Below are 22,319 nucleotides of genomic sequence, written 5' to 3'. Positions count from 1 at the left end.
GGATATTTATCTGCGTGACGCAGATTTTGCGGAACACAGTTCCTGCGGAGCGCATCTGGGCGTTCCGAGTATCCGAGCCCCCCGGAACGACCTCCACTCACCACCCGACCCGCAACCTCACCCGAAGGCGAACCCCATGACCGTCCTCGTCACCGGCAGCCGCGGCACCGTCGGCTCCACCCTCATCTCGCTGCTCCGCACCGCCAAAACCCCCGTGCGCGCCGCCTCCGCCGCCCCCGAAAAGCTCGACCTGCCCCCGGACGTCGCGACCGTACGGCTCAGCCTCGACGATCCGGCGACCTTCCCGGCCGCGCTCACCGGAGTCCGCCAGGTCTTCCTGTACGCCGACCCCGCACACATCGACGCCTTCCTCACCGACGCGAAGGCGGCCGGAGTCGAGCACATCGTGCTGCTCTCCTCCAGCTCCGTCCTGTACGCGGGCGCCGAGGACAACCCGATCGCGCGCCGGCACCTCGCCGTCGAACAGGCCCTGAAGGCCTCGGACATCGACGCCACGTTCCTGCGGCCCGGCGCCTTCGCCGGCAACGCGGCCGGCTGGGCCTGGTCGATCAAGTCCACCGGCACGGTCGCCCTCCCCTACCCCGCCGCCCAGGCCAGCCCCATCCACGAGGCGGACATCGCCGACGCCGCCCACGCGGTGCTCGCCGAGCCCCGGCTGCGCGGCGCCGCATACCACCTGACCGGGCCCGAATCCCTCACCGCCACCGAGCAGATCGCCGCGCTCGCCGCCGCGACCGGCCGCGAGATCGCCGTCGAGACGGTCAGCCCCGAGGCATGGAAGGAGTCGATGGCCGCGTACATGGACGCCACCGTCGCCGACGCGCTGCTCACCTACTTCGCCTCATGCGACGGGCGCCCCGACGCGGTCACACGCGGCGTCGAGGAACTGACGGCCCGCCCGTCCCGTACGTTCGCGGCCTGGGCGGCGGAGAACGCCGAGGCGTTCCTCCCGTAGCCCGCCGGGGCGCGCCCCGGGCCCGCCCCAAATACATGGCTCCCGCCCGCCGTCCGATGGCATCCTGACGTCGTGAACGGACCCGAGATCCACTGTCGATTCGCCCCCGAGCTGCACCTGTTCGTCCCGGCCGAGCGCCGCGCGGGACGTACAGCCGTGGTCACGGACGGCTCGTCCACGCTCGGCCATGTCGTCGAGTCGCTCGGCGTCCCGCTGACCGAGGTCGGCCGGCTGCTCGTCGACGGCCACGAGGTGCCCGTCTCGCACATCCCGCGCGCGGACGAGAGCGTCGAGGTGTACGCCGTCGACCGCCCCCAGCAGGTCCCCGGCGCCCCGCTCCGCTTCCTCCTGGACGTCCATCTGGGCACGCTGGCCCGCCGGTTGCGGCTCCTCGGCGTCGACGCGGCGTACGAGAGCGAGGACATCGGAGACCCCGCCCTCGCCACGCTCTCGGCGGCCGAACAGCGCGTGCTGCTCTCGCGCGACCGGGGACTGCTGCGGCGCCGCGAGATCTGGGCGGGCGCGTACGTCTACAGCCACCGCCCCGAGGAGCAACTCCGGGACGTACTGGAGCGGTTCGCGCCGGCGCTCGCCCCGTGGACCCGCTGCACCGCCTGCAACGCGCCGCTCCGGGAGGCCGACAAGGACTCCGTCCGCGAGCTCCTGGAGCACGGGACGCGCAGCGCGTACGACGTCTTCGCCCAGTGCACGGCGTGCGAGCGCGTGTACTGGCGCGGCGCCCACCACGCCCGCCTGGAGGCGATCGTCGAGGACGCGATGGCGGAGTTCGGCGGGGCGGCGACGGGCGGGCACTGACGACGGGGGCAGGCAAGGACAGACGGGGGCAGACGGGGGCAGACGACTCGCCAGAAGCCCTGAGCCGTCCGGTGGTTCAGAGGCCCTGAGCCGTCCGGCGGTTCAGAGGCCCTGAGCCGTCCGGCGGTTCAGAACTGCCCGCCCCTGAGCCGCTCGATCTGCGTCCCGGAGAGCTCCACCGTCCGCCGCATATGGGCGATGAGCAGCGCGATCTCGCCGTCGTCGTACGCGTCGAACATGGTGAACCACGCCCCGTTCAGCTTCCCCCACACCGCGCCCAACTCGGCCATCCGCTCGGGCACCGCCTCGACCAGGACCTTGCGCCGGTCCTCGGTGTCGCGCCTGCGCGTGACGTATCCGGCCTTCTCCAGGCGGTCGACGAGTCGGGTGGCCGACCCGGTGGTGAGCCCGGTCAGCTCCGCGATCCGCCCCGTGGTGACGGGCCCGGGCTCAAGTCCCAGCAGGTTGAGGCACTGGAGGTCGGTGGGGTGCAGCCGCATATGGTCCGCGAGCGCCTGGTTGAACAGGGCGTACGAGGCCATGTAGCGGCGCGACTCGACGCCGAGCTCGGTCATGAGACGGACACGGCCGTCCTTCTTCTGCGGCATGCAGAAAGTGTACGACGCAGGGACTGCCCAGGGGGCGATGGTGCGTGTACGCCCGAGCCGGGGCGCGGCGCCTACCGTCCGTCCTGACGCTACGGGTCAGGGTGCCTCTGCCGTGAGATAGCGCTGCACGGTCGGCGCGAGCCAGGCGATCACCTCCTCGCGGGTCATCTCCACGACGGGCGGGAACTTCAGCACATACCGCGCGAGCGCCATCCCGAGGATCTGCGAGGCGGCCAGGGCCGCGCGGCGCGGCGCGTCGGCGGGGTCGGGGCAGATCCCGGCCGCGACCGGCCCCAGCTGGTCGCCGAGGACGGCCCGCATCCGCTCGGCCCCGGCCGCGTTGGTGACGCCGACGCGCAGCATCGCGGTCAGCACGTCGTCGCCCTCCCACCGGTCGAGGAAGTGGGTGACGAGGGCGGCTCCGATGTGCTTGTCCGGCAGTGCGCCCAGGTCCGGGAAGCGCAGGTCGAGTTCGGAGGCGGCGGCGAACAGGCCCTCCTTGTTCCCGTAATAGCGCATCACCATCGACGGGTCGATGCCCGCGTCACGCGCTATGGCCCGGATGGTCGCACGCTCGTACCCGTCGGCCGCGAAGCGCTCGCGGGCGGCTTCGAGGATCGCGGCCTTGGTGGCGTCGGAGCGGCGGGGCCCGGCGGTGGGGGCGTCGGTCATCATGCCAACAAATGTAGGCCAACAGGTGTTGACACGCCAGACCAGGCGGCTCTACATTTGCCAACAAGCGTTGACCAACAAGCGTTGGCACCGAGGAGGTCGTTATGAACGGCACCACCGCCGCCCCTGCCGGCACCGCCGATGTTCTCGTCGCGGGCGCGGGCCCGACCGGCCTGCTGCTCGCGGGGGACCTCGCGGCGGCGGGCCTGAGCGTCACGCTCATAGAGCGCCGCCCGCGCGGCACCAGCACGATGACGCGGGCCTTCGGTGTCCACGCCCGCACGCTGGAGCTGCTCGACGCCCGGGGCCTGGCGGACGAGCTGGTCGACACCGGCACGACGGTCGACCGGATGAGCCTGTTCCGCCGCCTCTCCCTCGACCTGAACCGCCTGCGTTCGCGCTTCCCGTATCTACTGGTGACACCGCAGTACGAGGTGGAGCACCTCCTCGAACGCCGGGCGCGCGAGGCGGGGGTGGAGTTCCGCCACGAGACGGAGCTGCTGGGACTGCGGCAGGACGGCGACGGGGTGACCGCCGAGGTGAGGGGAGCCGAGGAGGGCGGCGGCGACGCCGACTCCCGCCTCCGCGCCCGCTACCTCGTCGGCGCCGACGGCCTGCGCAGCGCCGTGCGCCACGCCCTGGACCTGCCGTTCCCCGGCACCTCGGTGATCCGGTCCATCGTGCTGGCGGATGTGAAGCTCGCCGAGGAGCCCGGCGGATCGCTCAGCGTGGCGGGCTCGGACGAGGCGTTCGCCTTCGTCGTCCCCTTCGGCGACGGCTACTACCGGGTGATGGGGTGGAACAGGAAACACCAGGTCCCCGACAGCGCCCCGATCGACCTCGACGACGTCCGCGAGATCACCCGCCAGGCCCTGGGCACGGACTACGGAATGCACGACGCCCGCTGGCTCTCGCGCTTCCACAGCGACGAGCGCCAGGTCCCCCGGTACCGGACGGGCCGCGTCTTCCTCGCTGGCGACGCCGCACACTGTCACTCCCCCGCAGGGGGACAGGGCCTCAACACCGGCATCCAGGACGCCGCCAACCTGTCCTGGAAGCTCGCCGCCGTACTGCGCGGCGATACCGCCGACCCCGAGGCGCTGCTCGACAGCTACCACGCGGAGCGGCACCCCGTCGGCGCGGCGGTGCTGCGCACCAGCGGCGCGATCGTCCGGCTCGCCATGGCGCACAACCCCGTGCAACGCACGGCCCGTTCCCTCGTGGCCCGCCTCCTGAACGGGGTGCGCCCCGCGCGGGACAAGACGATGGGCCGGATCAGCGGCATCGGGATCGCCTACCCGGCACGGCGCGGCGCCCACCGCCTCACGGGGACGCGCGTCCCGGACCTGGCGCTGTCGGAGGGCCGCCTGTACGAGCTGCTGCGTGAGGGCCAGTTCGTACTGGTGACGCCCGAGGACGGACACGCGGCGGCGACACCCGCGGCCGAGGCGTCCGCGCGGCGGCTCATACGGGCCCACTGGAACGGCGCCCGTCGCACCACGCTCCTGGTCCGCCCCGACGGCCATGTGGCATGGGCGAGCGAGACCCCGGACGACGCCGCCCTCGAAGAGGCCCTGCGCCACTGGGCGGGCGAGCGGGGAGCCGTCGCGGCGGGGCAGGCGTAAAGATCCACTCGCGGGAGCGGCCTCAGGGGCTCGCCCAGGTGCCCGCCCGGCAGCCCCGAGAAAGTCGCTCAGTCAGTACGCGTACTTGTCCCCCGTGGCAGGCGCCAGCACCCGGTGCGTGTTGTTGTCCGGGTTGCGGTCGCCCGCGCCACCGCTCCAGGAGGTGTTGATGTTCACGACGACCTCGGCCGGGCTGCCCGCGACACGCAGGTCCAGCGCGATCTCCCGCCCCGCCCCGGCGGCCCGCATCGCACCCGTGGAGCAGAGCACGGTCTCCGGACTGCCTCGCAGGCACCCCGGCGGCAGCTGCTCGGCACCGGAGAGCGGCGCGGAGAACCGCAGCCGCACGGTGGCGTCCGGGACGGCGGCGGGCCCGTGGTTCGACGGCTCGACCCACACACCGACGCGCCCGCCCCAGAGGGAGACGTGCCCGTGGTAGGCGAGATCGGCCTCGGCGGCAGGTGCGACGGCACCCGGGTCCGAAGCCGCGGCCGGTGCGGCCGGTGCGACGGCACCCGGGTCCGAAGCCTCCGGGACTCCACTGGCACCGCGACCACCGAGGCCGTCGGCCGCATCCGTACCACCCAGCGCCGCACCGGGCGCGGGCGCGGGCCGGCCCCCGACACCCGCGCGCCCCAGGGGATCGCCCACACCACTGTGCGCGGCGCCGCCATGGGCCACCCCGGCCGACGGCCCGCAAACCGCCACCAGCACGGCGGCGGCCCCCACGGCGAGCCCAGACACCCCCGTGAACCGCTTCAACCCCCCACGAATCCGACTCATCCCACTCACCCCACTCATCCCACGCAACACACGCAACACACGCATTCCAACCATGCCCGAAAGATACCTTTAGCGGCTTATATTCCCGGGTTGCCACCCCGGTGCGTGCGACTCTGTCCCCATGCTCGTCGCCCGCTCCGTGCTCCTGTTCCTCCTCGCCGCCGTCTTCGAGATCGGCGGGGCCTGGCTCGTCTGGCAGGGCGTCAGGGAGCACCGGGGCTGGATCTGGATCGGCGCGGGGGTGATCGCGCTCGGCGTGTACGGATTCGTGGCGACCCTCCAGCCGGACGCCGAGTTCGGCCGGATCCTGGCCGCGTACGGCGGGGTGTTCGTCGCGGGCTCGCTGGCCTGGGGCATGGTCGCCGACGGCTATCGCCCGGACCGCTGGGACATCACCGGCGCGCTGGTCTGCCTGGCCGGGATGGCGGTCATCGTGTACGCCCCGCGCGGCCACTGAGGACAGCACGCCCGCGCCCGGCGACCACCCTGCCAACCGGGGACCCCGACGCCCGCCCCGCCCCCCAGCCCCTCACCACGCCCGGCCTATCCTGACCGCATTCCGATCATTCGCGCGAGGAGTACGCCATGACCGCCACCGGGACCCCCATCGCCGTCGTCACGGGCGCGAGCAGCGGTATCGGCGCCGCCACCGCGCGGCAACTGGCCGCCGCCGGCTACCGCGTGGTGCTCACCGCGCGCCGCAAGGACCGCATCGAGGCGCTGGCCGCCGAGATCAACGAGGCGGGCCACCAGGCCACGGCGTACGCCCTCGACGTCACCGACCGCGCGGCCGTGGACGCCTTCGCGGGCGCCTTCCGCACCATCGGCGTCCTCGTCAACAACGCGGGCGGCGCGCTCGGCGCCGACCCCGTCGCCACCGGCGACCCGGCCGACTGGCGCCAGATGTACGAGACGAACGTCATCGGCACGCTCAACGTCACCCAGGCCCTGCTCCCCGCGCTCGACGCGTCCGGCGACGGCACGGTGGTCGTCCTCTCGTCGACGGCGGGCCACGCCACGTACGAGGGCGGCGCGGGCTATGTCGCCGCGAAGAACGGCGCCCGGGTCATCGCCGAGACCCTGCGCCTGGAGATCGTGGGCCGCCCGGTCCGCGTGATCGAGATCGCGCCCGGCATGGTGAGGACGGAGGAGTTCGCCACGACCCGCTTCCGCGGCGACGACGAGAAGGCCGCGAAGGTCTACGCGGGCGTGGCGGAGCCCCTGACGGCCGACGACGTGGCGGAAACGATCACCTGGGCGGTCACCCGCCCCCCGCACGTCAACATCGACCTCCTGGTGGTCCGCCCCCGAGCCCAGGCCTCCAACACCAAGGTCCACCGCGAGCTGTAGCCCGCGGGCACCACGGCGGAGAGGGTCGTCGGGCCACTGCCCGACGACCCGTTCAGCCCTTCACGCACACGACCTGCTTCAGCTTGGCCACGACCTCCACCAGGTCCCGCTGCTGGTCGATGACCTTCTCGATCGGCTTGTACGCGCCCGGGATCTCGTCCACGACGCCGGAGTCCTTGCGGCACTCCACACCCCGCGTCTGCTCCTCCAGGTCGCGGGTCGTGAACTTCCGCTTCGCCGCGTTCCGGCTCATCTTGCGGCCGGCGCCGTGCGAGGCGGAGTTGAAGGACGCCGCGTTGCCGAGGCCCTTCACGATGTACGAGCCGGTGCCCATCGAGCCCGGGATGATCCCGTAGTCCCCGGATCCGGCACGGATCGCGCCCTTCCGGGTGACCAGCAGGTCCATGCCGTCGTACCGCTCCTCCGCCACGTAGTTGTGGTGGCAGGAAATGACCTCGCCGAAGGTCACCTTGGCCTTCTGGAACTCACGGCGGACCACGTCCTGCGAGAGCGCCATCATGATCGCACGGTTGTACTTCGCGTACTCCTGCGCCCAGAAGAGATCGTTCCGGTACGCCGCCATCTGCGGGGTGTCCGCGATGAACACCGCCAGGTCGCGGTCAACGAGACCCTGGTTGTGCGGGAGCTTCTGTGCCTCGCCGATGTGGAAGTCGGCCAGCTCCTTGCCGATGTTCCGGGATCCGGAGTGCAGCATGATCCAGACCGAATTGTCCGAATCGAGGCACATTTCCCAAAAATGATTTCCCGCGCCAAGCGTCCCCATTTGCCTGACCGCCCGCTCCTGGCGGAACTTGACCGCATCCGCCACCCCCTCGAACCGCCCCCAGAAGTCCTCCCAGCCCGCCGTGGCGAAGCCGAAGAAGCGGGACGGGTCCACTGCGGAGTCGTGCATCCCCCGCCCCACCGGGATGGCCTGTTCGATCTTGGAGCGGAGGCGGGAGAGGTCGCCCGGGAGGTCGTTCGCGGTCAGGGACGTCCTGACCGCGGACATGCCGCAGCCGATGTCGACGCCGACCGCCGCCGGGCAGACCGCGCCATGCATGGCGATGACCGAGCCCACCGTCGCGCCCTTGCCGTAGTGGACGTCCGGCATCACGGCCAGGCCCTTGATCCACGGCAGGGTGGCGACGTTGCGCAGCTGCTGCATCGCGCCGTCCTCGACCGTCGCCGGGTCCGCCCACATCCGGATGGGGACCTGCGCGCCCGGTACCTCTACGTACGACATAATTCCTCGTTCCCCCGAGTCTCCCGAGTCTCCACAGTCACCCCAGTTGGGTGATTTGACTGGTTTTCCCGAAACATTCCTTTGCGCCATCATGCGCCTGGTGCGCAAAAACCGTCGCCAAAGACCACAAACGGGACAGTGGACCGGCGTTCACGGCAGCGCGTGCGATAGACATTGTGTCCAGCCGCCGCCTTCCGGCGGCAACCGCATTTCCTCTGAAGGGAGCCTGGGAACCGTGCAGCGAAAGGCGTACGTGCCCGGTGTGGCGCTCCTCGTGGCGCTCGTCGCGGGCTGCTCCTCGGGCTCCGGCACCGACGGCACCGCCACGGACTCCAAGGCGGGCGTGCCCAAGGCGGCCGCCGCGCCGCCCGGCCGGTACCGCACACTGCCCGAGCCGTGCCGGGCCGTGAACAAGGGCGTCCTCAAGGACGTGCTGCCGGGCGCCGCCGAGCTGCCGGACGACCAGAAGGCCAAGGCGTACGCGGGGTCCGCCGAGCTCACGTACGACACGGACCGGCGGGTGGGCTGCCGCTGGAAGGACGAGGCGCCGGACGGGGCGCGCCGGCTGTTCGTCGACTTCGAGCGGGTCGTGTCGTACGACCCCGCCATCAGCGACGACGACCGGGCGAAGGCCGTCTATGGGAAGAAGGAGTCGGCCGCCAAGCTGCCCGCCCCGAAGGACGGCGGCAAGGACGCCCCCCGGACCGGCGGCAGCGGCAGCGGCAGCGGCGGCAGCGGCAGCGGCAGCGGCGGCAGCGGCAGCGGCGGCAGCGGCGGCAGCGGCAGGCCGGGGACCCCCAGCGGGGCCCCCTCCACAAAGCCCTCCACAAAGCCCTCCGCGACGCCCTCCGGCAAGCCCTCCGCCGGGCTGCGCGTCCAGAACCAGGCCGCCTCCCCGGCCACGCCGACCTCTGCCACGCCGACCCCCTCCCCCCCGGTCTCCTCCGGCCCGCCCGCCACCGCCCCCGACGAGCTCCGGCCGCGTATCCTCACCGGGCTCGGCGACGCCGCGTATCTGGACGACACGCTGACGGCGAGCGGATCGGCCGCCCAGCGCCGTACCGTCACCGTCGTCTTCCGTACGTCCAATGTGATCGTGACCGTCGAGTACACGGAGCAGCCCAGCTCCCCGAACGACTCCGCCCCCGACAGCCAGGAACTCCAGGAGAAGACCCAGGCCCTGGCCGCCAAGCTCGCCGAGCTCTTCGGCGAGTGAGCGCGCCGGGCCATCTGAGCGACCCCATGAGCGACCAGCCAGCAGCGACCAGCGAAGGAACGCGTAGAACCATGCACCGACCCGCCCCCGCCACCGCCCCGCGCACGCGGCTCGCCCGTGTGCTCGCCTGCGCCGCCGTCCCCGTGATGCTCGTCGCCGTGGGCTGCTCGTCGGACTCCGGCGGCGAGAAGAAGAAGGACTCGGGGTCGTCGTCGTCGGCCGCCACGCCGAGCGGCAAGCAGTCCTCGTCGCCGTCCGTCGCCCCGGCCAAGTACGCCAAGCTGCCCGACCCGTGCAAGGCGCTGTCGGAGAAGACGATCGACGATCTGGTGCCGAAGGCGAAGTCGAAGTCGGGTACGGCGGGCAAGTCGACGGACGTGGCCGCGCAGGGCACCTGCTCGTGGAACGGTCTGGACGACAAGGGTGTGAAGGGCTCGCAGTACCGCTGGCTGGACGTCTCGTTCAAGCGGTACGGCTCGGACGCGGCGATCGGCGGCGGCGACCAGCGCGCGGCGAAGGAGTACGCCCGCCTGCTCGCCTCGACGAAGGCGGCGGACGGCGCCAAGAACGTGAAGACGGCGCCGGTCAGCGGCATCGGCGACGAGGCGACGGCGGTCAGCTACGACCTGCACAAGACGGACGAGGACTTCAAGTACGCGGTGATCGTGGCCCGGACGGCGAACGCGGTGGTGGTGCTCGACCACAACGGTGCGGGCTACCAGGGCGCGGACGCGCCGGACGCCGGTGATCTGATGAAGGACGCGCAGAGCGCGGCCAAGGAGGCGGTGGCCTCGGTCGTCGCCGCCAACGGCGGCAAGCAGTAGCGGCAGCCGGTTACAGCAGCAACCGGTAACGAGCCGGGCTCGATACGGAGTCCTGCCCTCCCCTGTGGGCAGGACTCCGTATCCATGTGCCAGGCTTTGCGCGCCGGTTGTACACGACGGAGGGGGATCGCGGGTGGCCGCGACGCAGCTGACGCGCACGCATCGCATACTCATCGGGGTGGTGGTCGCGGGTGCGGTGGTCATTGCCGGGATCGGGTTCGCGGGTTCTTACGCGGCGGTGCGCGCGCTCGCGGAGAAGAAAGGTTTCGGGAACTTCTCCGTCGTCTTCCCGATCGGCATCGACGCGGGTATCTGTGTGCTCCTCGCGCTCGACCTGCTGCTGACCTGGATCCGCATCCCCTTCCCGCTCCTGCGCCAGACCGCCTGGCTGCTGACGGCCGCCACGATCGCCTTCAACGGCGCGGCCGCCTGGCCCGACCCGCTCGGCGTCGGTATGCACGCGGTGATCCCGGTCCTGTTCGTCGTCGCCGTCGAAGCCGCCCGCCACGCCGTGGGCCGCATCGCCGACATCACCGCCGACAAACACATGGAAGGCGTCCGCCTCACCCGCTGGCTCCTCTCCCCCATCCCCACCTTCCGCCTCTGGCGCCGCATGAAGCTGTGGGAACTGCGCTCCTACGAGCAGGTCATCAAGCTCGAACAGGACCGCCTCGTCTACCGCGCCCGCCTCCAGGCCCGCTACGGCCGCGCCTGGCGCCGCAAGGCCCCCGTCGAGTCGCTGATGCCGCTGCGCCTGGCCAAGTTCGGCGTGCCGCTGGCCGACACCGGCCCCGCGGGCCTCGCCGCGGCCGGCATCGAGCCGACGCTGCTGCCCACGGCCCCGCCGGTGACCCCCGTGGTGAGCGCGACCCCGCAGCCGGTCGAGCTCCCGGCGGCACCCGCACCCCAGCCCCAGCCGGTGCCCGCGCCCCGGCCGGAGTACGCCCAGGAGCAGCAGGCCCCGCAGCCCCAGCCGGGGCCGCAGGCGGCCGTCCCCGACGAGAGCCCCTGGTTCGCGGCGCAGCAGCTGTCCCAGGAGGCGTACGAGGGCACGTACGACCCCCAGTACGTCGAGGGTCTGGAGCCCACCCCGGTGATGGTCCCGGCGGGCCCGGGCCGCACCCGCCCGCTGGGCAACGCGCCCGAGCAGCAGATGCGGCAGATGCAGCATGCGCCGAACACGGGGCCGGTGGCGCACGCCGAGGAGCCGGCGCCGGAGGACATGGCGTTCGCGGACATGGCGTACAAGGTCTTCGTCGACTACGTGAACGAGCTCAACGACTATCCGACCGTCGAGGCTCTGGAGATACACCTCGCGGACGGGCACGGCGCGACGCATCCGCGCGGCGCGGCCCTGCTGCGCCGCCTCATGCCGGAGTTCAAGCAGCGCTACCACGCGGAGCTGGAGGCGGACCACATCGCGTAGCCGCGGGGCTGTGGGGGCTTTGTCTGCGGGCCGTGCCGGCTTGCTCGCGCAGTTCCCCGCGCCCCTTATGGCAAGAGGGGCCCCGGGCGAAAGCCCCGGGCCCCTCTCACGTGTGACGGCTACGCCGCCAGCAGCTTGCGCACCCGGTCCGCGCCCACGGCGAGCAGCAGCGTGGGCAGGCGCGGGCCGGTGTCACGGCCGACCAGCAGGTGGTACAGGAGCGCGAAGAACGTCCGCTGGGCGGTCTTGATCTCCGGCGGCAGCTCCTTGGGGGTGGCGTCCGGGGAGAACCCGGCCTGGACCTTCGGCACGCCGTAGACCAGGTGGGTCAGGCCGTCGAGCGACCGGTGGTCGTCGAGGCCGTCCACGAGCAGCCGCAGCGACTCGCGGGCCTGGTCGTCGAGCGAGCCGAGCAGCTCGGTGTCGGGCTCCTCGCGCACCACGGTCCGCTGGTCGGCGGGGACCTGCGTGTTGATCCACGCCTCGGCCCTGTCGAGCCGCGGCCGCACCTCGTCGAGGGAGGACAGCGGGTTCGCCGGGTCCAGGTCGCTGAGGATGCGGATGGTCTGCTCGTCGTGGCCGGCGGTGATGTCGACGACCGAGGCGAGCGTGCGGTACGCCATGGGGCGCGGGGTGCGCGGCAGCTCACCGGCGGCGGTGCGGGCGGCGCGCGCGTAGGCGGCGGCGTCGGCGGGCAGGACCGTGCCGTCGGCGACCTTGGCCTCCAGCTTGTCCCACTCGTCGTAGAGCCGCTGGATCTCCTGGTCGAAGGCGATCTTGAACGACTGGTTGGGCTTGCGGCGCGCGTACAGCCAGCGCAGCAGCTGCGGCTCCATGATCTTCAGCGCGTCGGCCGGGGTCGGCACGCCGCCCTTGGAGGAGGACATCTTGGCCATGCCGCTGATGCCGACGAACGCGTACATCGGACCGATCGGCTGCTCGCCGCCGAAGATCGACACGATCTGGCCGCCGACCTGGAACGAGGAGCCCGGGGACGAGTGGTCGACGCCGGACGGCTCGAAGATCACGCCCTCGTACGCCCAGCGCATCGGCCAGTCGACCTTCCAGACCAGCTTGCCGCGGTTGAACTCGTTGAGCCGGACGGTCTCGGAGAAGCCGCACGCCGAGCAGGTGTAGGTGAGCTCGGTGCTCTCGTCGTCGTAGGCGCTCACCGTGGTGAGGTCCTTGTTGCAGCCGCCGCAGTAGGGCTTGTACGGGAAGTAGCCCGCGCTGCCCGTGCCGTCGTCCTCGGCTGCGGCGCCGGAGCCCTCGGCTGCCTCCAGCTCGGCCTCGTCGACCGGCTTCTGGCCCTTCTTGGCGGGGGCCTTCTTGGTGCGGTACTGCTCCAGGATCGCGTCGATGTCGCCGCGGTGCCTCATCGCGTGCAGGACCTGCTCGCGGTAGGCGCCGGAGGTGTACTGCTCGGTCTGGCTGATCCCGTCGTACTCGACGCCGAGCTCGGCCAGGGCCTCGGTCATCGCGGCCTTGAAGTGCTCGGCCCAGTTCGGGTACGCCGAGCCGGCCGGGGCCGGGACCGAGGTGAGCGGGCGGCCGATGTGCTCGGCCCACGAGTCGTCGATGCCGGGGATGCCGTTCGGCACCTTGCGGTACCGGTCGTAGTCGTCCCAGGAGATCAGGTGGCGGACCTCGTACCCGCGCCGGCGGACCTCGTCGGCGACCAGGTGCGGGGTCATGACCTCGCGGAGGTTGCCCAGGTGAATGGGCCCGGAGGGGGAGAGACCGGACGCGACGACGACCGGTTTGCCAGGCGCACGACGCTCCGAGTCGGCAATGACCTCGTCCGCGAAACGGGAGACCCAGTCGGTCTCGGTGCTGCTCTGAGCCACGGTCGGCACGTCCTTCTTTCTCGTACGCCTTGAAGGGGCTGGCCCGCCCATTGTCCCAGACGGAACCACCACCTCCGGGGTTGCGCGGTTTTCCCGGAGAAACGGAAGACGCCCGCGTGGGAGAATCGGCTTGAACGCATCCCGCCCGCATCCCGGAGCAGATCCGGATATGAGCGGCCAACCGACAGGAAACGGAACCCATGGCTTCGGTCCCTTCCCTCGCTTCCACTGTCCAGCAGCGCCTGGCGGACGCCCTCTCGGCAGCCCTGCCGGAGGCCGGCTCCACCGACCCGCTGCTGCGACGAAGCGACCGGGCCGACTTCCAGGCCAACGGCATCCTGGCGCTCGCCAAGAAGCTCAAGGGCAACCCGCGCGAGCTGGCGACGAAGGTCACCGGTGTGCTCGACGCCGGTGACCTCCTGAAGGACGTCGAGGTCTCGGGCCCCGGCTTCCTCAACATCACGCTCACCGACGAGGCGATCACGCGGACGCTGGCCGCGCGCGCCGCCGACGACCGGCTCGGCGTGCCGCTGAAGGAGAACCCGGGCGTCACGATCGTCGACTACGCCCAGCCGAACGTGGCGAAGGAGATGCACGTCGGCCATCTGCGCTCGGCGGTCATCGGCGACGCGCTGCGCGGCATGCTCGACTTCACCGGCGAGAAGACGATCGGCCGGCACCACATCGGCGACTGGGGCACCCAGTTCGGCATGCTCATCCAGTACCTGATCGAGAACCCCGGCGAGCTGGCCCCCGCGGCCGACGTCGACGGCGAGCAGGCGATGAGCAATCTGAACCGGGTGTACAAGGCGTCGCGTGCGGTCTTCGACTCCGACGAGGAGTTCAAGGAGCGGGCCCGCAAGCGGGTCGTCGCCCTCCAGTCGGGCGACAAGGAGACCCTGGAGCTGTGGCAGCAGTTCGTGGACGAGTCGAAGGTCTACTTCTACTCGGTCTTCGAGAAGCTGGACATGGCCGTCCGGGACGAGGAGATCGTCGGCGAGTCCGCGTACAACGACCTGATGCCGGAGACGGCGCGGCTCCTGGAGGAGTCCGGGGTCGCCGTGCGCTCCGAGGGCGCGCTCGTGGTCTTCTTCGACGAGATCCGCGGCAAGGACGACCAGCCGGTGCCGCTGATCGTGCAGAAGGCGGACGGCGGCTTCGGCTACGCGGCGAGCGACCTCTCCGCGATCCGCAACCGCGTCACCGACCTGGAGGCCACGACGCTGATCTACGTCGTGGACGTCCGCCAGTCGCTGCACTTCAAGATGGTCTTCGAGGCTGCCCGCCGGGCGGGCTGGCTCGGCGACGACGTCACCGCGCACAACATGGGCTACGGCACGGTGCTCGGCGCGGACGGCAAGCCGTTCAAGACGCGTGAGGGCGCCACGGTCAAGCTGGAGGACCTCCTCGACGAGGCCGTCGAGCGGGCCACGGCGGTCGTGCGCGAGAAGGCCGAGAAGGTGGGCCTGACCGAGGAGGAGATCGTCGAGAACGGGCGGTACGTCGGGATCGGCGCCGTGAAGTACGCGGACCTGTCGACGTCGGCGAACCGGGACTACAAGTTCGACCTGGACCAGATGGTGTCGCTGAACGGCGACACGTCCGTCTACCTCCAGTACGCGTACGCCCGTATCAAGTCGATCCTGCGCAAGGCCGGCGACGCGCGGCCCGCCGCCCACCCGGAGCTCGGACTCGCCCCGGCGGAGCGGGCCCTCGGTCTGCACCTGGACGCGTTCGGCGAGCTGCTCGCGGAGGCGACGGCGGAGTACGCGCCGCACAAGCTGGCCGCGTACCTGTACCAGCTGGCTTCGCTGTTCACGACGTTCTACGACCAGTGCCCGGTCATCAAGCCGCGCCCGGCGCAGGATGTCGTGGAGAACCGGCTGCTCCTCTGCGACCTGACCGCCCGGACGCTCCACCAGGGCATGGCCCTGCTCGGCATCCGGACGCCCGAGCGCCTCTGATCAACCCCGTGCGGGGAGCGGCTCAGGTGATGAGCCGCTCCCACACGTCGGTGTCCGTCCGGTACTCGTACGCCGGGCGGCCCTTGATGGCGCTGCTGTGGAACGGCTTGCCGCCGGTGTCGTAGACCTTGAGCTTGCCGGAGCGGTCGCCGCTGCTCCACTCCACCTCCAGGTACCAGGTCACGTCGTGCGCGTCGGTGTGCACATCGAGGTTGAGCACCTGCGGGTCCGTCGTGGACACCTTGTACGGGAAGTCCCCGGCGGGCACCTTCGCGTCGCCCTGCTGGCCGGCGACGGGCTTGGCGAGCGGCTGGGACTTGTCCAGGTCGATGTCGAAGGACTGCGGGACGATCGCGCCCCCGCACCCCGATCCCATCGAGTACGCGTTCCAGTCGAGCGGTGCCCTGCGCTCGACGACCCGTACGTGAAGGGCGTTGATGACGACCGACTCCTGCGACTTTCCGGTCGCGGTGAGCTGCAGCATGAGGTGCCCGCCGTCGACCGCGCCCAGCGTCCGCGCCCAGGTGCGGCTGTCCAGCGGGGTGGACGGCGGCACCGCTTCCGGCTTCTGGTCGAGCAGATAGAACTTCCCGCACGGCCCGTCCCACTGGTACGAGCTGACGCCGACGCTCACGGGCGTGCCGGTGACGGGCGTGCGCGAGGGCGACGGCGGCTCCGAGGACGGAGTGCCGGACGCGGACGCGGATCCTGACGGGCTCGGCGAGGAGGCGTCCGGCGAGGGCGACTTGGGAGGCGTGGCCTTCGGCGCGGTGTCCCCGCTCGCCTTGTCGTCGGCGACGGTCTCGCTCTTGGCGCCCTTGCCGTCCCCCGCCCCGCCGTTCAGGGTCGCGACGGCCACGGCGGGCACGCCGAGCGCGACGACGACCCCGGCGGCGATGAGGCCGAGCCGGGTGCGCCTGCTCATACGGCCGGTACGGCGCGGGGCGCCCGGGTCGGCCCGCACGGCGACGACTTCGGGTTCGTGGGCGGAGCCGGGGGCGGGACCGGGCTCGGGCGCGGGGTCCGGTTCGGGGGCCGCCTCGGCGGCGGGCTCCGTGGCGGCCGCCGGGACCGTGTCCGTACGCGCTTCGGCGACCGGGGCGGGCGCAGCCGCCGGGGGCACCTCACTCGAACCCGAACCCGAACCCGAAGTCGTCGCCGTCCCGTTCCCCGCCCGCGCGCGCCTGCGTGCCTCGTCCGCCAGGATCCAGCGGCGGTGGAGCTCGACCGACTCCTCCCGGGTCGCCCCGCAGAGCCGGGCCAGCCGGTCGACGGGGGCGTACTCATTGGGCACGGCGTCACCGTTGCAGTACCGGTGGAGCGTCGACGTACTCACATGGAGCTTGCCCGCCAGGACGCCGTAACTCCGTCCCGAACGGTCCTTCAACTCCCTGAGCAGCGCCGCGAAATCCTCGGACTCAGCCGTAGCCACGAGCCGTTTCCCTCCCCTGTCCGTCCCGGGAACGCGTTCCAGGGGAAGGCAGTTTCCCCAGGTCAGAGCATGTTCCCGCGTTCCAGCTTCCCCCATTGTCCCCTGCTGATTGCGATCGCCGCCGACCGGCCCGCAAGGTAGGTGCAGCAACCAGCCACACCGGCACCACCGGGGAGCAGGCAATGCGATTCCGCATCCGGGTCAACCTGGCGGACTCGATGGCCGCCGCGATGCTGGCCACCTCGGTGGTCACGGTCATCGCGCTGGTCCTCAGCCTTCACACCTGACCCACCCACTCACGTACCACTCACGCACCGACCAACGGGGAGTTCGATCCACCATGCGTACCAACCTCCGCATCACCGCCGCCGCGACCACCGCCCTCATCGCCGCGCTGTCCCTCAGCGCCTGCGGCAGCGACTCCGGTTCGAAGGCGTCGGACAAGGCGGCGTCGCAGCCGTCCGCCTCGGCGCCCGCCTCCTCCGGCACGGACGGCGGCGCCCAGGGCTCCTCGACCGGCGGCGACTCGGCCGGCACGACGGGCGGCACGGGCGGCACCTCCGGCGGGTCCGGTTCGACCACCGGCGGCCACAGCACGGCCAAGCCCGCCAAGTCGAACGGCAAGCAGTCGGGCGGCCAGTCGGGGTCGGGCTCGTCCAAGCGCGTCACCTGCACCGGCTCCAACATGAAGCTGACCGCGACCCCGATCTCCCGCCCGATCAACCACATCCTGCTGACCGCGACCAACACCGGCAAGACGACCTGCAACGCCTACGACGCCCCGGCGATCAAGTTCTCCAACGCCCAGTCGCCGATCCCGGTCGACAAGGACACCATCCCGCAGGCGGTGGTCACGCTCGCCCCGGGCCAGTCCACGTACGCGATGGTGCGCACCCAGGGCGAGTCCGACGGCACCGACCCGTACATGACCAGCCAGGTCGTCGTGTACTTCCGCGGTGCGGTCGGCATGGAGTCCGTCGGCCGCTCGGCCTACGCCTCGCTGCCCAAGCCGGTCGGCGTCGTCGACGCCCAGGCCATGGCCACCTACTGGCAGTCGGACATGAGCGCGATCAGCGCCTGGTAGCCGGCCCGGTCAGCCCCGCCGCAGCGCCCGTCCCAGCCGCCGCAGCCCCTCCGCGATCTCGTCCGGCGCCGAGGTGACGAAGCACAGCCGCAGCGCGGCCGGGTCGGGTGGGCCGGCGAAGAAGGGCGCGCCGGGAACGTACGCCACGTCATGAGCGACCGCCTCCTTCAGGGAGGCGGTCGCGTCGCTGCCCGGCGGCAGCGTGGCCCACAGGAACATGCCGCCCTCGGGCCGGTTCCACGAGGAGCCCTCGGGCAGCGCGTCCGCGAGCCCGGCGAGCATGGCGTCCCGGCGCTCGCCGTAGGCCGCCCGGACCTTGGCGACGTGCGCGTCCAGGTCCCGGTCGGCCAGATAGCGGGCGGCGGCCAGCTGGTTGACGGTCGGGGTGTGCAGATCGGCGGCCTGCTTGGCGACGGCGCAGGCCCGCAGCAGCGCCTCGGGCGCCCGCAGCCAGCCGAGCCGCAGCCCCGGCGCCATGATCTTCGAGTAGCTGCCGAGCAGGACGGTCCGGTCGGCGGCGCCCTCGTACGACGAGATCCACGGCACGCTCTCGCCCTCGTAGCGCAGATCCCCGTACGGGTCGTCCTCGACCACCCAGAGCCCGCGCCGGACGGCGACCTCGGCGACGGCGCGGCGCCGCTCGGCGGTCATGGTGCGCCCGGTCGGGTTCTGGAAGGTGGGCACCGAGTAGAAGAGCTTCGGCCGCTCCCGGGCGACGAGTTCGTCGAGGGCCACGGGGTCGGGGCCGTCCTCGTCCGAGGGCACGGCGACGATCCGGGCGCCCGCGAACCCGAAGACCTGCAGCGCGGCGAGGTAGCACGGATCCTCGACCAGGACGGTGTCCCCGGGCTCGACGAGCGCCGCCGCGAGCAGGGTGAGGCCCTGCTGCGATCCGGTGGTGACGAGCAACTGCCCGGCCCCGGTGTCCAGTCCGCGCCCGGTGAGCCGCGCGGCGGTGGCCGCCCGCAGCCCCGGGTCGCCCTCGGTCGTCGAGTACTGCAGCGCCGCCCGGCCCTCGTCCGCGAGCACGGCGTCGAACGCCGCGCGCATGCCCGCCACGTCGAACAGCTCCGGCGCGGGCAGCCCTCCCGCGAACGAGATGACCTCGGGCCGCGCGGTGAGCGCCAGGATCTCCCGTACGGGCGAGGAGCCCACGGACGCGGCGCGCGCGGCGAGGGCGGGTGGTGCGGCGGCGGGAACAGCAGCGGCGACGGACATGGTTCTGGCCCCCCAGTCGTTTCATAGGACGTCCAACTAACCGGCAGCGTACGCATATCGGTGCCGCCTACATATGCCTGTCCGTCCATTGGTCCGGCCGCCGCGCCCTGAGCCCGCCCGGGTGACCCGGCCGCGCGGCTGCACCCCGGCCGGTCGCCGGGCTCGTTAGCTCTGTGACGACAGGCGCGGCGAGACGACGACGGCGGGAGTGCCAGTGGGCCGGGACCAGGACCAGTGGGGCGCGGGGGAGGACGGGGACGGCCCCGTCCGGGCGGTGCTCCACGTCCACCCCGAGGGGACATGGCTGTACGTGGGTGAGCCGCACGGCATCCTGCGCGTCCCGCTGGGCGAGGACGGGCGCCCGGAGGCCCCGGCCGAGTGGACCCCGGGGGTGCGGCCGTACGGGCTGGCGGCGGACGGCGCGGGAGCCCGCCTGTACGTCACCGACCCGGCGGGCGAACGCCTGCTGTGGCACGTCCTGGACGCGACCGGCCGGCCCTCGCGCGGCGTCGGCTGGCAGGTGTTCACGCCGACCGGGGCAAGCCCCGACGGCACGGTGGCGGCGCACCCGTCCCTGCCGCTCCTCTACGTCGCCAACCGGGACGAGAAGGCGGCCGTCTCGTGCGTACCGCTGGGCCCGGACGGCAGACCGGACGACGGCGCCACGACGACGCTCTGGGTACGCGGCACGGCCCCCCTCCACAAGGGCCTGGCCGTCCACCCAGCCGGCACCCACCTCTACGTCAGCGATCCCCGGGGGCACGCCCTGAACGTCTTCGCGCTGCGCGCGGACGGCCGGGCGGACTCCGACGGGCCGTCGCTGACCCGGCAGGTGCTGCCGGGCCCGGGCCCGCTCGCGGTCCACCCGGAGGCCGGCTGCGTCTACTTCGCCGAACGGGAGACGGGAGCGCTCTACCGGACCGCCCTCTCCCCCGACGGCCTCCTCGCCCCGGACACCGCGCCCGAGCGACTGGCGGGCTTCACGGTCCCGCACTGCACCGGGGTCGCGGTGCACCCGGGGGGCACGTACCTCTACGCGTCCACCACGATCACGCTCGCGGTGACGGAGCTGAGCCCGCGCACCGGCCACCCGTCCGGACGGCCGGTCACGCTCCCCCTCCCCCGCCGCTGACCGTGACGGTGACCGTGACCTCGTGGACCGAGTTGCGGACACCGGGCGGCGGCTGGACGCGCCCGTCGCGGTCGGTGGCGCGGGCGCGGATGCGGTGGCGGCCGGGCGGGAGCCGCAGGGCGAGAGTGAAGGGCTGCCAGGCGGGGTCGGCCCCGAGGGGTTCGAGGACGGCGGGCCGCCAGGCCCCGTCGTCGACACTGACCTCGACGGAGACGACTTCGCCGACACTCCAGGCCCGCCCGGCCAACTCCACGTACCCACCGGGCAGTTGATCGCCTTCCTGAGGGCTCAGGATCTTGCTGCCGACGTCCACGGAGCGGACGGGGCGGGCGGTCTGCTCGCCGGGGTGGACGCGGGTGTAGAAGCGCGTGGTGAACATGTGGTCCGGCCGTTCGTCGGCCAGGATGATCCGGGTCAGCCACTTCACCGAGTTCGTTCCGAACATCCGGGGCACGACGGCCCGCAGCGGGTGCCCGTGCCGGGCGGTGAGGGGCTCGCCGTTCATCTCGTACGCGAGGAAGACGTCCCGCCGGGCGGTCTCCAGGGGCAGGTCCTTCACGTACGAGAGCCCGTCCTCGCCGTCGAACGAGCCGGTGTCCGCGCCCTCGAACCAGACGTGCCGCGCGGAGGCGAGCGGCACGGCCCGGTCGAGGAGGGCGGAGAGGTCGAACCCGGTCCACACCAGATTGGCCACGGCCCGGGTCGGCACGTCCGGCTTGAAGGGGTTGCCGAAGCACTCGTGGAAGGCGGTGAACCGGCGGGCGGGCAGGGCGAGGACTTCGTCGAGCCGCAGCCGGAACGGCCGCTCGACAAGCCCTTCGACGGACAGGGTCCAGGAGTCGGTGTCGACCTCCGGGACCCCGAGATGGGCCCGTACGAAAACGTTCCCGACGGGAGTGATGAAGTCGGGGACGTCGTCGAAGTCCCGTACGTCCAACGCCTGTTCCGCCATTGCCCGCCCCGTCGCGTATGCCTACAGTCCGCGGGCGACCTCCGTCGCCCAGTACGTGAGGATCAAGTTGGCACCGGCCCGCTTGATTCCCGTCAGAGTCTCCAGGATCGCCTTGTCGCGGTCGATCCAGCCCTTCTCGGCGGCGGCCTCGACCATCGCGTACTCACCGCTGATCTGGTACGCGGCGACGGGTACGTCCACGGACTCGGCGACCTTGGCGAGGACGTCGAGGTAGGGGCCCGCGGGCTTCACCATGACCATGTCGGCGCCCTCGTCGAGGTCGAGCGCGAGCTCGCGCAGGGACTCGCGGACGTTGGCGGGGTCCTGCTGATACGTCTTCCGGTCCCCCCGGAGGGAGGAGCCGACGGCCTCGCGGAAGGGCCCGTAGAAGGCGGAGGAGTACTTCGCGGTGTAGGCGAGGATGGAGACGTCCTCGTGGCCGGTCTGGTCCAAGGCATCACGGACGACGCCGACCTGACCGTCCATCATGCCGCTGGGGCCGACGACGTGGACGCCCGCGTCGGCCTGGACCTGGGCCATCTCGGCGTACCGCTCCAGGGTGGCGTCGTTGTCGACGCGCCCGTCGGCGTCGAGGACACCGCAGTGGCCGTGGTCGGTGTACTCGTCGAGGCAGAGGTCGGACATGACGACGAGGTCGTCCCCGACCTCCGCCTTCACGGCCCGGATGGCGACCTGGAGGATCCCGTCCGGGTCGGTGCCGGCGGTCCCGGCGGCGTCCTTCTTCTCGTCCACCGGCACACCGAAGAGCATGATCCCGGCGACCCCGGCCTCCACGGCCTCCACGGCGGCCTTGCGCAGGGTGTCGAGCGTGTGCTGGACGACGCCGGGCATGGCCAGGATGGGGACGGGTTCCGTGATGCCCTCGCGCACGAAGGCGGGGAGGATCAGGTCGGCGGGGTGCAGCCGGGTCTCGGCGACCATGCGGCGCATGGCGGGCGTGGTGCGGAGCCGCCGGGGGCGGGCGCCGGGGAAGGATCCGTAGGTCATGCGCCTACGCTACGCCGGTGGGCCGGGGGGTTATGCCCCACCCCGCCCCTTCCCGAAACCCTCCGGGGGTGGGTGGGTGGTGGGGCTCGTTTCCCGGGGGCTACGCCCCCGGACCCCGTCGCGGGGCCTGCGGCCCCTGC

At 72.1% G+C, this 22,319-nt stretch carries 20 protein-coding genes; 11 read left to right on the top strand and 9 right to left on the bottom strand.

The features are described 5' to 3' along the window. Positions 1 to 136 precede the first annotated feature (136 nt). The gene (locus ACFWA7_RS16750; RefSeq protein WP_385546742.1) at positions 137 to 976 is read left to right on the top strand and encodes an NAD(P)H-binding protein; all 840 of its coding nucleotides are present in this window, start codon (positions 137 to 139) and stop codon (positions 974 to 976) included. A 72-nt stretch (positions 977 to 1,048) separates the two neighbouring features. Beyond that, positions 1,049 to 1,792, top strand: a complete 744-nt coding sequence (locus tag ACFWA7_RS16745) for a Mut7-C RNAse domain-containing protein (RefSeq protein ID WP_385546739.1) — start codon at positions 1,049 to 1,051, stop codon at positions 1,790 to 1,792. Positions 1,793 to 1,920: 128 nt separating this feature from the next. On the opposite strand, the gene ACFWA7_RS16740 is transcribed toward ACFWA7_RS16745, so the two are convergent. Further along, on the bottom strand, positions 1,921 to 2,400 hold the full coding sequence (locus ACFWA7_RS16740; RefSeq protein WP_385546737.1) for a MarR family winged helix-turn-helix transcriptional regulator: 480 nt from the start codon (positions 2,398 to 2,400) through the stop codon (positions 1,921 to 1,923). Positions 2,401 to 2,496: 96 nt separating this feature from the next. Continuing rightward, positions 2,497 to 3,075: a TetR family transcriptional regulator gene (locus ACFWA7_RS16735; protein WP_385546735.1), complete on the bottom strand. Its 579-nt coding sequence runs from the start codon at positions 3,073 to 3,075 to the stop codon at positions 2,497 to 2,499. 101 nt (positions 3,076 to 3,176) lie between these two features. Between ACFWA7_RS16735 and ACFWA7_RS16730 the strand changes: the two genes are divergently transcribed. Then, entirely contained in the window at positions 3,177 to 4,697 is a 1,521-nt protein-coding gene (locus ACFWA7_RS16730; RefSeq protein ID WP_385823584.1) for an FAD-dependent monooxygenase, read from the top strand. A gap of 72 nt (positions 4,698 to 4,769) precedes the next feature. Here the strand turns inward: ACFWA7_RS16730 and ACFWA7_RS16725 are convergent, their stop codons facing one another. Then, positions 4,770 to 5,441: a hypothetical protein gene (locus tag ACFWA7_RS16725; protein ID WP_385823582.1), complete on the bottom strand. Its 672-nt coding sequence runs from the start codon at positions 5,439 to 5,441 to the stop codon at positions 4,770 to 4,772. A 160-nt stretch (positions 5,442 to 5,601) separates the two neighbouring features. Between ACFWA7_RS16725 and ACFWA7_RS16720 the strand changes: the two genes are divergently transcribed. After that, entirely contained in the window at positions 5,602 to 5,937 is a 336-nt protein-coding gene (locus tag ACFWA7_RS16720) for a YnfA family protein (RefSeq protein WP_385823580.1), read from the top strand. A 128-nt stretch (positions 5,938 to 6,065) separates the two neighbouring features. Next, entirely contained in the window at positions 6,066 to 6,830 is a 765-nt protein-coding gene (locus ACFWA7_RS16715; RefSeq protein WP_385546722.1) for an SDR family NAD(P)-dependent oxidoreductase, read from the top strand. A gap of 52 nt (positions 6,831 to 6,882) precedes the next feature. Here the strand turns inward: ACFWA7_RS16715 and ACFWA7_RS16710 are convergent, their stop codons facing one another. Continuing rightward, positions 6,883 to 8,076 (bottom strand): RtcB family protein, encoded by a 1,194-nt coding sequence (locus tag ACFWA7_RS16710; protein WP_385823578.1) that lies wholly within the window; start codon positions 8,074 to 8,076, stop codon positions 6,883 to 6,885. A 235-nt stretch (positions 8,077 to 8,311) separates the two neighbouring features. On the opposite strand from ACFWA7_RS16710, the gene ACFWA7_RS16705 reads away from it, so the two are divergent. The 3 genes from ACFWA7_RS16705 to ACFWA7_RS16695 all read left to right on the top strand — a co-directional run bounded on the left by ACFWA7_RS16705 (position 8,312) and on the right by ACFWA7_RS16695 (position 11,542). Continuing rightward, positions 8,312 to 9,292: a DUF3558 domain-containing protein gene (locus ACFWA7_RS16705; RefSeq protein ID WP_385823576.1), complete on the top strand. Its 981-nt coding sequence runs from the start codon at positions 8,312 to 8,314 to the stop codon at positions 9,290 to 9,292. A 71-nt stretch (positions 9,293 to 9,363) separates the two neighbouring features. After that, positions 9,364 to 10,116, top strand: coding sequence for a DUF3558 family protein (locus ACFWA7_RS16700; protein WP_385823574.1), 753 nt, complete (start codon positions 9,364 to 9,366; stop codon positions 10,114 to 10,116). Between the two features lie 133 nt (positions 10,117 to 10,249). Continuing rightward, positions 10,250 to 11,542, top strand: coding sequence for a DUF2637 domain-containing protein (locus ACFWA7_RS16695; RefSeq protein WP_385823572.1), 1,293 nt, complete (start codon positions 10,250 to 10,252; stop codon positions 11,540 to 11,542). A 119-nt stretch (positions 11,543 to 11,661) separates the two neighbouring features. Here the strand turns inward: ACFWA7_RS16695 and lysS are convergent, their stop codons facing one another. Then, entirely contained in the window at positions 11,662 to 13,398 is a 1,737-nt protein-coding gene (lysS, locus tag ACFWA7_RS16690) for a lysine--tRNA ligase (RefSeq protein WP_385823570.1), read from the bottom strand. A gap of 191 nt (positions 13,399 to 13,589) precedes the next feature. On the opposite strand from lysS, the gene argS reads away from it, so the two are divergent. Continuing rightward, positions 13,590 to 15,353, top strand: coding sequence for an arginine--tRNA ligase (gene argS / locus ACFWA7_RS16685; RefSeq protein WP_385823568.1), 1,764 nt, complete (start codon positions 13,590 to 13,592; stop codon positions 15,351 to 15,353). 22 nt (positions 15,354 to 15,375) lie between these two features. Here the strand turns inward: argS and ACFWA7_RS16680 are convergent, their stop codons facing one another. Continuing rightward, complete coding sequence (locus tag ACFWA7_RS16680; protein ID WP_385823566.1) at positions 15,376 to 16,785, bottom strand: helix-turn-helix domain-containing protein; 1,410 nt, start codon at positions 16,783 to 16,785, stop codon at positions 15,376 to 15,378. Positions 16,786 to 17,125: 340 nt separating this feature from the next. Here ACFWA7_RS16680 and ACFWA7_RS16675 point away from each other — a divergent pair, with 340 nt between their 5' ends. Further along, positions 17,126 to 17,869, top strand: coding sequence for a DUF4232 domain-containing protein (locus ACFWA7_RS16675; RefSeq protein ID WP_385823564.1), 744 nt, complete (start codon positions 17,126 to 17,128; stop codon positions 17,867 to 17,869). A 9-nt stretch (positions 17,870 to 17,878) separates the two neighbouring features. On the opposite strand, the gene ACFWA7_RS16670 is transcribed toward ACFWA7_RS16675, so the two are convergent. After that, positions 17,879 to 19,087, bottom strand: a complete 1,209-nt coding sequence (locus ACFWA7_RS16670) for a PLP-dependent aminotransferase family protein (RefSeq protein WP_385546696.1) — start codon at positions 19,085 to 19,087, stop codon at positions 17,879 to 17,881. A 214-nt stretch (positions 19,088 to 19,301) separates the two neighbouring features. On the opposite strand from ACFWA7_RS16670, the gene ACFWA7_RS16665 reads away from it, so the two are divergent. After that, entirely contained in the window at positions 19,302 to 20,219 is a 918-nt protein-coding gene (locus ACFWA7_RS16665; RefSeq protein ID WP_385823562.1) for a hypothetical protein, read from the top strand. On the opposite strand, the gene ACFWA7_RS16660 is transcribed toward ACFWA7_RS16665, so the two are convergent. Both ACFWA7_RS16660 and hemB read right to left on the bottom strand, forming a co-directional pair. After that, positions 20,194 to 21,171: a molybdopterin-dependent oxidoreductase gene (locus tag ACFWA7_RS16660; RefSeq protein ID WP_385823560.1), complete on the bottom strand. Its 978-nt coding sequence runs from the start codon at positions 21,169 to 21,171 to the stop codon at positions 20,194 to 20,196. The genes ACFWA7_RS16665 and ACFWA7_RS16660 overlap by 26 nt on opposite strands. A gap of 21 nt (positions 21,172 to 21,192) precedes the next feature. Beyond that, positions 21,193 to 22,179 (bottom strand): porphobilinogen synthase, encoded by a 987-nt coding sequence (hemB, locus tag ACFWA7_RS16655; protein WP_385546687.1) that lies wholly within the window; start codon positions 22,177 to 22,179, stop codon positions 21,193 to 21,195. Positions 22,180 to 22,319 lie beyond the last annotated feature (140 nt).

Source organism: Streptomyces sp. NPDC059994 (assembly GCF_042737755.1).
GTDB lineage: Bacteria > Actinomycetota > Actinomycetes > Streptomycetales > Streptomycetaceae > Streptomyces.
This window is presented reverse-complemented; position numbering and strand designations above follow the sequence as displayed.